Raw genomic sequence first — 12721 nt, forward strand, 5'->3', positions numbered from 1 at the left:
TTTTAAAATCTGGCTAAAAGGCCACCACCCCAACCATATACATTATTATAATTTCCTTGTATTGAAAAATTTCTTGAAAGGATATAAGAAGCTCCTACCAACCATTGGGTCTCACCTTCATAAGAACTATTATTTTCTAAATCATTGACCCAACCAAAGTCGGCTCTATATTCATATTCCCCTTCCAGAAAAATTCTTGGAAAAATCAATATCTCTCTATCCAACCGTATTCTTGGGCGCAATTGATGGTCCATACTCACATCTACGTTAAATCTGTAAGGCGTGAAATATTTTAAACCTACCAATCCTACGGTATTAAATTCATCATAAGAATTTGGGATTTCGGTTTCAGTATTTACACCTACATAAACACGTACCCAATCATTCAAATACCTGTTATAATTTACTTCTATTTCGGCATTTTGGTCATAATCAAATTCGGCACGTAATCCAAATTCGTTACGAATGTTGCTCGTCGTTAAAAAGAGTTCATTAAAGTTTGAACCTATCCGCGCAGCTCCCCACGAGTAATACAGGTCTGTTTCATCCACTAGCTTTTGAGCTGGAAATTCTTTCATCCTTTCGTCTCTTGGTGTATCATAACTAAATACTCTTGCCATACCACCCATCATATGATATAGTACGTGACAATGAAAAATCCAATCACCAACTTCTTCATTATAGAACTCTATAATCACTTTTTGCATTGGTGGCACGTTAACCGTGTGCTTTAATGGTGAACGCTCCCCATTTTCATTAATCACCCTGAAAAAATGTCCGTGAAGGTGCATTGGGTGATGCATCATTGTTATGTTATTTAAGGTGATTCTTGTAACCTCACCGCCTTTAATTTTAATATTATCGGTTTCTGACAATGGTACGCCATTCATACTCCAAATGTATCGTTGCATATTTCCGGTTAGATTAAGCAGTATCTCATTTACTGGCGCATCTGTCTCAAAAGTGGTATTCTCTTTTGCCTTTAAAAAATCATAGTTGAAATAGGTTTTACGAGTACTGTAATCGAAAACGGAACTGTCTTTTTTCATCTTGGACGTATCATGATTCATATGACCTTTCATTTTGTCCGATGTTTCGTTATGGTTCATTGACATCGAGTCCTTTTTCATCTCCATCGTATTGCCCATATTCATTTTCATCTGCCCATCCTTCATATCCATCTTCATCCCGTACTTTTGCATTAATACTTCTGGCGTTTTTTTCTTTTGATTGCCCACCATTGCAGGTGCACCCATCTTCATATCCATTTTTGCCATTTGCTTCATCATTTCCACTTTGTCTGGTCTGTCTATTACAACTGCGGGAAAAAGTGTTCCTTGTCCTAGATGTAAAGAGGTGTTACCAGAACCATCTTGCGTTGTGGCAGTAATCTCTAAAGTACCTTCCGGGATAGTTACTATCACATCATAGGTTTCGGCTATTCCAAAAAGAAATCGGCTTTTATGCACAGGTTCCACATCTATACCGTCACTCGCAACTATGATTGGGTTGCCTCCACCAAAATCCATCCAATAATAGGTGGATGCTGAAGCATTTATAAAGCGAAGTCTGACCTTTTCACCTGGCTTAAACTCTGGGTATTCTGCTACTTTTTTTCCATTGGTCAAAAATGCTGGATAGTAGATATCCGAAATGTCAGCTCCTTCCATACGGTCTCGCCAAAATTTAAATTGTGCGGCCAATGCACCTTCTTTAATGACTCGACTCAATGGTACTGCTGTACCTTTTTTTACCTGATACCACTCGTTACCTCTTTTGAGGTTGCGTAATACATTTAGTGGTTTTTCATTGGTCCAGTCAGACAGCATTACAATCAAATCTTTATCATAATCCAATGTTTTTTCTTTGGGCTGAATGATAATGGAACCAAAAACCCCCTTTTGTTCTTGAAGCATTGTATGAGAATGGTACCAATAGGTACCTGATTGGTTAATAGGGATTCTGTATTGAAACGTCTCTCCAGGTTCAATTGGCGGTGTATTTAAATAAGGAACACCATCATAGAAATTTGGAAGAATTAGCCCGTGCCAGTGTACTGAAGTTTCTTCGTCCATTTTATTAGTTACATTGATTATCGCAAGGTCACCTTCATCAAATTCTAACGTAGGACCAGGAATACTGCCGTTGATGGTCATTGCTTTTGCAGTTACACCACCAAGTGTCATTTCATTCTTCTCAATAGTCAGGTTATACTCCTTAATATGTCGCCCTTCTTCTTTTCTGTCATCGCCGTTTGTACCAACTTGGGCAAAAATTGAAGAGGTAAATAGTAATAGTGCTATTATATTTATTATTCTCATTTTTATTGTGTTAAGTAATTAATCAAGGCATATTGTATATAATAGCCCTTAATAGATTCAATAAGATTGATTTGAAATTTTAACTGTAACTCCTGAACGTCTAATACATCATTAAAATCAATAGTACCCGTCTCATAATTTCTTATTAGGATTTGTTCAGCATCATTGGCTTGCTTCAAATTATCTGATTGAATATTGAACTTAATTCTTGTTGTCTCTCTACTATATTGCGCATCTGCAAGTAACGTCTCTAGTTTGTTTAGCCTATCTGCTTTTTGAGATTGTATTTGTAACTGTTTTAATTCATTCTGCTTTGTTACAGACTTATACTTGTTATTGAAAATTGGAATTGAAATAGATACCATTGGCATTACTATATCTTTTCCGTTATCACTGAAACTCAAATCAGGACGTTCAGAAACTGGCACATAATCCAAACCAAAACCTATGTTGGGTGCACTTTCTTTCTGATTTAATAACTCTGATTGTTCAACCGATTCGTATAACTTATCATACCTCAGCAGTTCAGGATTTAACTGAAGATTTTCGGTTAATATTAATGCATCCTCCTCTGGAATAAACATCTCCTCAACAACGGTTACCGTAATAGTTTCATCACGATTTAATAGATTGTTGAAAGCTACTTGTTCAGCAAGGTAATCTTGCTCCAGTACATCTTTTTTCTGTACAAGTTCATTTTGTCTTATTTGAAGGCGCAGTACGTCTACTGCAGATGCCTTACCAACTTCTACCGAGGTTAGTGCAAGGCGTTCATAAGTTTCTAAAAGCTCAATATTCTCATCTAAAACACGTTGTTTTGCTCTGATGGCATATAGCTTATAATAAGATTGAGATACTGCTAGGGCAAGTTTTCGCTTGGCAATCGCAATATCTACATATTGAGTTTCTGCCATTGAACTTGCGTAATTTTCTCTAGCTGTAATGGTTCCAAACCAAGGCAACATTTGCTTAACTGAAAAACGTGCGCGTTGTGCTCCTGTGCGGGTTTCGGGTTCACTCACAAAATAGCCAGCACTTACTTGAGTATCTGGTAAGGTATTGACCTCATTTACTTTTTCTTCGGCTATGTTATACCGCAATTCAAAAGCTTGAATTTCTGGATTATTCCTTTCAGCTTCCTGAATATAAGACACTAACTCTTGTGCATTTGTTTTCGTGAAAGCGAAAACAACTATTCCTATTAAAATTATATATCTCATTTTGTAGCTCTTTTTAATTGAAACTCGTGTTTCCAGCTAAATAAAACTGGCACAACAAATAGGGTTACTAAGGCAATGAGCATTCCTCCAAAAGATGGAATAGCCATTGGTATCATTATATCACTACCACGACCTGTCGATGTGAGTACAGGCAGTAAAGCAAGAATGGTAGTTGCCGTTGTCATCAAACAAGGTCGAATACGTTTTTCCCCAGCTTCGACTACAGAAGCCCTTATTCCTTTTCTGTCTTTAGGTTTATTTTTGTCAAAGGTTTGCGTTAGATAAGTCGCCATTACTACACCATCATCTGTTGCAATACCAAATAAGGCAATAAACCCTACCCATACGGCAACACTCAAGTTTATGGTATGCATTTGGAAAAGGTCTCGAAGGTTTTCTCCAAAGAAGCTAAAGTTTAAAAACCAGTCTTGTCCATAGAACCAAATCATTAAAAATCCACCGGCAAATGCAACTGCGATACCTGTAAATACCATTAATGATGTACCAACAGAACGGAACTGGAAATAGAGAATAAGAAATATTATTGCTAGTGCTAACGGCACAACCACAGACAGGGTTTTTTCAGCGCGCAATTGATTCTCATATGTACCAGTAAATAGGTAGTTAATTCCTTTGGGAACAATTAATTCGCCACTATCAATTTTTTCTTGAATGAGCGCTTGTGCATTTTCAACAACATCTACTTCAGCATATCCATCTAATTTGTCAAACAGGACATAGCCTACCAAAAATGTGTCCTCACTTTTAATAATCTGTGGACCCTGTTCGTAACGAATAGTAACCAGTTCACTTAATGGAATTGGATTACCTTTTTCTACAGGCACATAAATATCTTTTAAATCACTTGGATTTGCACGTAGCTCTCTTGGATATCGTACACGTATACCATATCGCTCTCTACCCTCAACGGTTTGAGTTAGTACCATACCACCAACAGATACCTGAATGACTTGCTGTACCTGTTCTATGGAAATCCCATAACGTGCAAGCCGTTCTCTATCGATATCTAACAATAGATAAGGCTTCCCTACAATACGGTCTGCAAAAACAGCTTCATCCTTAACACCATCGGCTTGCTTGAGAATATCTTCTAATTGTACTCCAAATGCTTCAATCTCATTTAAATCCTGTCCTTTTACCTTAATTCCCATTGGTGCTCGCATACCTGTTTGTAACATTACTAAGCGTGTTTCTATGGGTTGCAGTTTAGGTGCAGAAGTAACTCCTGGTAGTTTAGTGACTTTTACAATCTCTTTCCAAATATCATCTGGGGATTCAATTTCAGGTCGCCAGTTTCTAAAATATTCTCCATCATCATCTGGTATAAGTTGTGAACGACGAACTGAAAATGGGTCTTTGGTTTTGGAAATGTCGTAGTCTGCCCCTTCATTGATTTCGCTATTTGGGTTGACAACCAAGCTTCCATCTTTAAGTATAAAAAGCCCATCATTGTCTACTTTAAATCGTTGCCTGGCTCTTTTTTCATTTAGAATATATTCCGACTTATACTGAATTACATTTTCATACATTGATAACGGTGCAGGGTCTAATGCCGATTCTGTTCGTCCAGATTTACCGACTACAGTTTCAATTTCTGGAATACTGGCTACTGCCATATCCAATTGCTGTAATACCCTTTTATTTTCTTCTACACCTGCGTGGGGCATTGATGTAGGCATTAAAAGGAAAGAACCTTCATTTAATGACGGCATAAATTCTTTACCTGTATTACGCATTATCATCACACCAAAAATTATGATTACTGTGGGAAGAGAAAGGAACAATAATTTATTGCGCAATGCCCAGTTTAAAATACGTACATAATAGCTTCTAAACAGCGTAAAAACACCTAAAAGTCCGAAGCATATTAAGCCTACGAATATTAAATTCCAAAGAATACTTCTATCTACTCCCAATGGTCTCCAATACTCGGCTAGTAAAAATATGATAGCGAAAGCCGATACAAATATGTTAATAGTATTGGCACGTTTTGAAGTTATTTTCTCTTTTAGTGAAAGAAAGCCAACGACACCAAATGCTATTAATATTAACCCAAGAGGATATCCAAAAATAATGGAAAGAACACCTAGAATAATCATTGCTCCATTGAGCATATAACTAAAGGAAGTCTTAATGTTTCGCTTTTTAAACAAATATGCTGCAAAGGGTGGTATTAAAAACAAGGCTACAATTAGAGAAGCCGTTAATGCAGAGGTTTTGGTAAAAGCCAAGGGTCTAAATAATTTTCCTTCTGCACCAATCATCGTGAATACGGGAATAAAACTTATAATAGTGGTCATTACCGCTGTCAATATGGCTCCAGAGACTTCGGCAGTTGCATTATACACAACGGTATTCATTGGTAGGTTTTCATCATTTTCATCAATATGCCGCAGCACATTTTCGGATAGAATAACACCTACATCGACCATTGTACCAATAGCAATGGCAATACCTGATAAGGCCACAATGTTTGCATCTACATTAAATAGTTTCATTGAAATAAAAACCATTAATACAGCTACTGGTAACAGTCCTGAAATTAGCACAGAAGCTCTTAAATTGAATACCATTATTATTATCACGAAAATGGTAATCAAAATCTCTAACGTCAGTGCTTCATCAAGTGTACCCAAGGTTTCTTGGATAAGTTCAGTTCTATCATAAAAAGGAACGATGGTTAACTGCGACGTTCTACCATCACTTAACGTTTTTGAAGGTAGTCCCGAACTTAATTCACTTATTTTCTCTTTTACATTATTAATAACCGCCATAGGGTTTGCACCATATCGCGCCACAACTACTCCTCCTACAACTTCGGCACCTTCTTTATCTAAAAGTCCTCTCCTAGTTGCAGGACCGTGAGATACTTTTGCAATGTCTTTTAAACGTATTGAAGTAAAATCTTCTGATGTAACTACTGCATTCTCCAAGTCGGAAATGGACTTGACATATCCTAAACCACGAATAAGATATTCTGCTTGATTGATTTCTAATGTTTGAGCTCCAACATCTCGATTACTTTGTTTAACTGCCTTTACAACTTCATTTAAACCAATTTTATATTGTTTCATCAACTCTGGGTTGACATCTACTTGATATTCCAAAACGTAGCCACCAATAGATGCTACTTCAGAAACTCCACTTGCGGATGACAGCGCATATTTTACATAGAAATCCTGAATGCTACGCAATTCTTGTAAATCCCAACCACCGGTAACATTTCCATTTTCGTCACGGCCTTCTAGGGTGTACCAATATATCTGTCCTAGACCTGTGGCATCAGGGCCAAGTGCAGGATTAACACCACTGGGTAGCAAACCTGCCGGCAATGAATTTAATTTTTCGAGAATACGACTTCGGCTCCAGTAGAACTCAATATCTTCTTCAAAAATGATGTAGATACTGGAAAAGCCAAACATCGAAGAGCTACGTATGGTTTTAACTCCAGGAATTCCCAGAAGTGATGTGGTTAGTGGATAGGTAATTTGGTCCTCAATATCTTGAGGGGAACGACCATCCCATTTTGTAAATACAATTTGTTGGTTTTCACCTATATCGGGTATGGCGTCTACGGCTACAGGATTACGTGGTAAAGAACCAGTATTCCATTCAAAAGGTGCATTTACAACACCCCATGCCACGAATAAAGCTAGTAACAAAACAGCTACTAATTTATTTTCTATTAAAAATTTGATGCTTTTATTTAGCATAAAAATGAGTTTTTAAGTAGTTATAATTTTTGTTTTAAAAAACAAAAGACAAGCAGTTTAGTCCAAACAATTTAATGTTGGACTACAGTACTAATTACTTAAAAATCAAATAAGGAAGGTTTGGTCTAAAACTTGAACGTCCCTGACCAAGGGAGGAGGAGAATAATCTCTAAAAGAAGTGTTTTCTGTTTGTTGTTCAGTAAACAGATTTATGTATGAATAGATGAAAGTAGCAACCAATAACTGTTGTTCCTTATCTAATTTATCGAAAGAAATTTTTAAATTATCTTGCCTATCAACAACCAACTGCTCATCACTACAACAGTTTTTTTTGTTAATAAGGTCACATTCTTTTGAAGATGGTTTCTGCTGAACTTCCATACCACAAGATTCAACTGAACCAAACACAGAAGAATCCACTAAAACATCGCCACAATAATGACTCTCAATAGTGAAAGACAATGTTGAGACAAACACTAAAAGTGCCATGCAAAAAGATGATATTTTGAAAAGAATTTTCTTCATTCCAACAACAAAACTACAAAAATTTTAACACGAAAACTTTGTTTAACATAATTTTAGAGGCAGAAAAAAGATCATATCACTGCTTTTTTTGTACAGATCCACTGATGTTCAATATAAATTCCACAAGATCCCTGATTTCTTCCGGAGGGTTTCCATGGTCAAAGCCAGACGATTCATAAGCCTGCTTTTTTAAGGAAATTTTCAGTTTGGCATGGGCAGCGCCATCAGCCAACCTTTTATCCGATGGAGCCTTTAAGTAGGGTATTCCTTTCAAAGGTAAATCTTCCAACAATTTAGCCAATCTTGCCCGTAGTTCATCCTTGATCTCCAAGCTATCGGCAGTCTTGCTGTTTCGTGAGCTGTGATAGATAAATATTTTTTCCTTGACCACTATCCTTTTGAACATCCCTCTGGTAAGGGTCCGATATTCGATAATATAATCATCAAGTCCCTCCTGTGAAAACAGGGAAAAGTTTAAAAAAAACAGCAGAAATAGGACTTTGCCAATTTTCGAGATCATTATGTGTTTTTGTTTTTCAAAGATAACCATACTAGAACCACGGAAATTATGATATTGCTCATAGTAGCAAGGTAGCGGCATCGGGAAAAATAATCTGAAATATTATTTAGAATCCTTCTTAATTATTTTGCGACTTGGGAAAACATGCCTAGGTTTGTACTCTATTTTTATCAAATCTAAATAAATATTATATGAGAAATTACTTGTTCTCGGCCATTGCGGCGGTACTGGTAGCGCATACCGGCCTTTCTCAACAGAATGAAACCGAAAAAGATTCGGCAACTGCAAAAATTGAGGTGCTCAATGAGGTGGTGGTCAGCGGCAGCGTAATCTTAGGGAGTGAATTCGAGGCGAGGAATAGGACCGGATCGGCGCAATTTATTTCGGAAAAGGAATTGAAAAGATTTGGTTACACCGACATCAATCGAACGTTGAAAAGAATTCCGGGGGTCAATATATATGAGGAGGATGGCTTCGGTCTACGGCCCAATATCAGCCTAAGGGGCACCTCCCCGGAAAGGAGCGCAAAAATTAACCTGATGGAAGATGGGGTCCTGATCGCCCCTGCACCGTATAGTGCCCCTGCGGCCTACTACTTTCCTACTTTGGGCAGAATGCAGGCCGTGGAAATTTTAAAGGGAAGCAGTCAGATCCAATACGGCCCGAATACAACGGGCGGGGCGATCAATATGGTTTCTGCACGGATTCCCGATCAATTTGGGGGTAAGGTCTCCCTATCGGCCGGCAATTATAATTCAAGGAACGCCCAAGTTATTGTCGGCAATGATTTCGGAAATTTTGGATTCGTAAGTGAGTATTACAATTATAATTCCGATGGTTTCAAAAACCTCGATGGGGGAGGCAATACTGGTTTTGATAAATCCGACTATTTGGCAAAATTCAGAATAAATACGGATGAAGATGCCAAAATCTACCAAGCGCTTCTGTTTAAAATTCAATTTTCAGAGGAAAAGGCCAATGAAACCTATTTGGGCCTGACGGATACCGATTTTAATGAAGATCCATATCGAAGATATAGGGCATCTTCAGAGGACGTTATGGATACGGAGCACCGGCAGTATCAATTGACCCATTTTCTTAAATTTTCGCCTGCACTCAGTTTCAGTACCACTGGATACGTGAACAAGTTTAAACGTAATTGGTATAAACTGGACGATGTCAACCTAGGGGAGCGTGTTGGAATAAATGAGGTACTCTCAGACCCTGGCACATATGATATGGAATACAGTGCATTGCTGGGAAATACGGATACGGTAGCTGACGTGTTTGGAATAAAGGCCAATAACAGGGCTTACAATTCCAAGGGCATACAGTCCATTGCCAGGATGCGTTGGGGCACGGATTGGCTGCAAAGCCTGGAATTGGGGATTAGGTACCACGTAGATGAGGAAGATAGATTCCAATGGGTGGACAGGTATGCCTTCTCCAATAATGAACTTATACGGACAACAGTGGGGGTCAAGGGAGCCAATGCAAATAGAATCAGCAACGCGAAAGCATTTGCGGCTCATACCTTGTACAAACTAAATATTGGCAGGTTTACCTTAACTCCCGGGCTTCGTTACGAGAAAATAACCATGGAGAGAATGGATTATGGAACAGATGATACTAGTAGATTGGGCACGGAGCTTTCCGAGCGATCCAACAGGGTGGATGTTTGGATTCCGGGAGTGGGGGCAAATTATACCCTTTCCAATAACCTATCGGTTTTCGGCGGGGTACACAAAGGATTTTCTCCCCCTGGAAACATCGATGGCCAGGATGCCGAAAAAAGCATAAATTACGAACTGGGGACCCGTTTTAACCATAAGGGAATTCGCGGCGAGGTCGTCCTATATTATAATGATTACCAAAACCTATTGGGCAGTGACCTTGCCGCTAGCGGGGGCACGGGCAGTCTGGATCAGTTTAATGCCGGAGCTGTAAGGGTCAGTGGAGCGGAACTGCTATTGGGTTACAATCTCCTGAAGAATACCTCCGAAAAATTCGGCCTACCCATATCCTTTACCTATACCTTGACGGATACCGAATTTCTAAGCTCTTTTGAAAGTGATAATGACATCTTTGGTGCGGTCACGGCAGGGGATGAAATACCCTATATAGCCAAAAACCAATTCAATTTGAACCTAGGGCTGGAACATGAGAAATTTGCCCTTGATGTGGGGGCACGTTACACGGATGCTTTCAGGACACTGGCGGGAACAGGTGCGATTCCGTCAAACCTAAAGGTGGAGTCGAATTTTGTTATCGATATGTCGGCGCGATATTTCTACAACAAACACTTTGTAATTTCCACTAATGTCATAAACCTGTTGGATGAAGTTTACGCAGTATCAAGAGTTCCTGCGGGCTTAAGACCGGGGCATCCTTTTGGCATCAACTTTTCAGTAGCGTACAATTTTTAAAAAATGGAAGATTCAATCTGAATGCGTAATAGTACAAAATGTCCATAATTGTTTTAGTTCTGTCCCAAATGACGAAAAAGCATGAATAATACTGAAAACTTTTCTCTCAATTTCTCCTTCAGTATTTTAATCGCTTTTGTAAGATGCCCTTCTACCGTTTTAAGGGAAACGCCCAGGTAATCTGCAATTTCATTATTGGTCAATCCTTCCTTTTTGCTCAACAAAAATACTTTGGAGCATTTTTTAGGGAGATTCAGAATCTCCCTATCAATGATTTCCATTTTGCGCCTTAAAATTTCCTGGTTTTCTGACCAGACAACAGAATCGAGTGTCTCAACAAAAGCGGTTTCCAATAAATAAGTCTCTTTCCTGTATTTTTTTACGTGGTCTAGGAACTTGTTGCGAACAGATTTGTACAGCCATCCCTTAATCACCACTCCATCGCTTAACTTGTCCCTTTTTTTCCATAACGTAAAAAATGTTTCTTGGGTAAGGTCCTTTGCCAAAGTGTCATCACGACCTAAACTTTTGGCATACCAATAGACTTCTTTGTAGTACAGATCAATGACCGTCCTAAATGCCGCTTTGTCCCCATTTCGGATTGCATTGACATCAACATTTATATTACGATCATTTGAATTCATAAACTATTTTAACAAAAATTTATCAAAATTATAGGTAAATGTAAATAAAAAGCGAGGGTATTGTAAAGTTCGGTCGTTTGGTTAGTATGCATTGGCATTATCTTAATATTTCACAATGAAAAAAAGGAATATCAAAACCATCGTTCATAAATTCCTGGGCAATACCGCCACTGTTGAGGAAATTGAATTTTTGACGAAATGGGTTAATAACAACAAGGCCAGCTTTCAAGAAGAGATCAAACTGCACCATCTCGTTACAGGGCTTTTTGAGGAAGAAAAAGCGGAACGCCTGAAAAGGGACTTGTTGGACAATATTGAACAGTTCGAGATCAAGGAAAGAAGAATTCGAAGGTTCAATGTACTGAAATATGCCGCTGTCTTCATAGGTATTGTTACGGTCGGCACTTTATTTTATTTGGGGGGAATTGCGGATAAAGATTTACCCCAAAAGCAAATCACCATTACTTTGGGTGATGGATCCACCAAGGAAATTTTGGAAGCCAAAACTTCGGAAGTGGTCTCCAGCTCCGGCACGTATGTGGCCGAGCAGGAAGGAAGTAAAATCATTTACAAAAAAAAATCGGCGAAAACCCTGAAAAACTCAGGGCCGTTGGTCTACAATACTTTGGAAGTCCCCTATGGTAAGAAATTCCAGATAGTATTGTCTGATGGTACCGAGGTATACTTAAACTCAGGATCATCCTTGACATATCCCGTGGCTTTTTATGATGAAGGACCTCGGAACGTGGTCTTAAGGGGGGAGGCTTACTTTACTGTCAAGTCAGACTCCTTGAGGCCTTTCTCGGTGGACGCCGGTTTATTGGACACCCGGGTTTTGGGCACCGAATTTAATATCTCCAATTACCCCAACGATGAATATTCCAAGGTTGTTCTCGTGGAAGGTAGTCTATCGGTGAACAAAGACAAAAATTCTGATGAAGAGGCTATTGTTTTAAGGCCAGATCAAATGGCCTCCTATAGTTTCTCTGATAAGGAACTGGCTAAAACAAATGTTGATGTAAGCAGTCACATTGCATGGAAGGATGGTATCTTATTGTTTAAAAACGAGGACTTTTATCGAATCACCAAAAAGCTTGAAAGGCACTATAACATAAAGATTGATTTCAACGACGTAGAAGTGGGGAAAGAGCGGTACACCGGAAGGTTTAAAACGGAGACTATTCAAGAAATATTACAAGCGTTTCAACGTATAAAAGATTTTGATTTCGCAATAAAGGACAAAGAAGTAATCATTAACCCTAAAAGATAAAAGTATGAAATAAACAAAAGAATCAGGGACTGCTCTAACAATCCCCGAATTCCAAACAAAC

At 38.6% G+C, this 12721-nt stretch carries 8 protein-coding genes; 2 read left to right on the top strand and 6 right to left on the bottom strand.

From position 1 onward, the window contains the following. Positions 1-2 precede the first annotated feature (2 nt). From ACFSQJ_RS04735 to ACFSQJ_RS04755, 5 genes are all read right to left on the bottom strand, one after another. Positions 3-2321 carry a multicopper oxidase domain-containing protein gene (locus tag ACFSQJ_RS04735; RefSeq protein WP_377765871.1) on the bottom strand — a complete coding sequence of 773 codons (2319 nt, stop codon included), beginning with the start codon at positions 2319-2321 and terminating at the stop codon, positions 3-5. A 2-nt stretch (positions 2322-2323) separates the two neighbouring features. After that, complete coding sequence (locus tag ACFSQJ_RS04740) at positions 2324-3541, bottom strand: TolC family protein (protein WP_339337165.1); 1218 nt, start codon at positions 3539-3541, stop codon at positions 2324-2326. After that, a complete protein-coding gene (locus ACFSQJ_RS04745) occupies positions 3538-7275 on the bottom strand; it encodes an efflux RND transporter permease subunit (protein WP_377765872.1) in 3738 nt (1245 codons plus the stop codon). Before ACFSQJ_RS04745 ends, ACFSQJ_RS04740 begins: the two co-directional genes overlap by 4 nt. Positions 7276-7380: 105 nt before the next feature. Next, complete coding sequence (locus ACFSQJ_RS04750) at positions 7381-7800, bottom strand: HYC_CC_PP family protein (RefSeq protein ID WP_449257565.1); 420 nt, start codon at positions 7798-7800, stop codon at positions 7381-7383. Between the two features lie 76 nt (positions 7801-7876). Next, complete coding sequence (locus ACFSQJ_RS04755; protein ID WP_339337168.1) at positions 7877-8320, bottom strand: hypothetical protein; 444 nt, start codon at positions 8318-8320, stop codon at positions 7877-7879. 191 nt (positions 8321-8511) lie between these two features. Between ACFSQJ_RS04755 and ACFSQJ_RS04760 the strand changes: the two genes are divergently transcribed. Continuing rightward, positions 8512-10746, top strand: a complete 2235-nt coding sequence (locus ACFSQJ_RS04760) for a TonB-dependent receptor family protein (RefSeq protein ID WP_339337169.1) — start codon at positions 8512-8514, stop codon at positions 10744-10746. Between the two features lie 53 nt (positions 10747-10799). On the opposite strand, the gene ACFSQJ_RS04765 is transcribed toward ACFSQJ_RS04760, so the two are convergent. Beyond that, complete coding sequence (locus ACFSQJ_RS04765) at positions 10800-11390, bottom strand: RNA polymerase sigma factor (RefSeq protein ID WP_339337170.1); 591 nt, start codon at positions 11388-11390, stop codon at positions 10800-10802. A gap of 115 nt (positions 11391-11505) precedes the next feature. On the opposite strand from ACFSQJ_RS04765, the gene ACFSQJ_RS04770 reads away from it, so the two are divergent. Next, positions 11506-12660, top strand: a complete 1155-nt coding sequence (locus ACFSQJ_RS04770; RefSeq protein WP_339337171.1) for a FecR family protein — start codon at positions 11506-11508, stop codon at positions 12658-12660. Positions 12661-12721: the final 61 nt, after the last annotated feature.

Origin of the sequence: Croceitalea marina (assembly GCF_042684265.1) — a bacterium.
Lineage (GTDB): Bacteria > Bacteroidota > Bacteroidia > Flavobacteriales > Flavobacteriaceae > Croceitalea > Croceitalea marina.

Bases quoted from the DNA above. Each gene is read 5' to 3' on its own strand.
- ACFSQJ_RS04765 (WP_339337170.1), bottom strand. From the start codon at position 11,390: ATGAATTCAAATGATCGTAATATAAATGTTGATGTCAATGCAATCCGA.
- ACFSQJ_RS04745 (WP_377765872.1), bottom strand. From the start codon at position 7,275: ATGCTAAATAAAAGCATCAAATTTTTAATAGAAAATAAATTAGTAGCT.
- ACFSQJ_RS04735 (WP_377765871.1), bottom strand. From the start codon at position 2,321: ATGAGAATAATAAATATAATAGCACTATTACTATTTACCTCTTCAATT.
- ACFSQJ_RS04760 (WP_339337169.1), top strand. From the start codon at position 8,512: ATGAGAAATTACTTGTTCTCGGCCATTGCGGCGGTACTGGTAGCGCAT.
- ACFSQJ_RS04750 (WP_449257565.1), bottom strand. From the start codon at position 7,800: ATGAAGAAAATTCTTTTCAAAATATCATCTTTTTGCATGGCACTTTTA.
- ACFSQJ_RS04755 (WP_339337168.1), bottom strand. From the start codon at position 8,320: ATGATCTCGAAAATTGGCAAAGTCCTATTTCTGCTGTTTTTTTTAAAC.
- ACFSQJ_RS04740 (WP_339337165.1), bottom strand. From the start codon at position 3,541: ATGAGATATATAATTTTAATAGGAATAGTTGTTTTCGCTTTCACGAAA.
- ACFSQJ_RS04770 (WP_339337171.1), top strand. From the start codon at position 11,506: ATGAAAAAAAGGAATATCAAAACCATCGTTCATAAATTCCTGGGCAAT.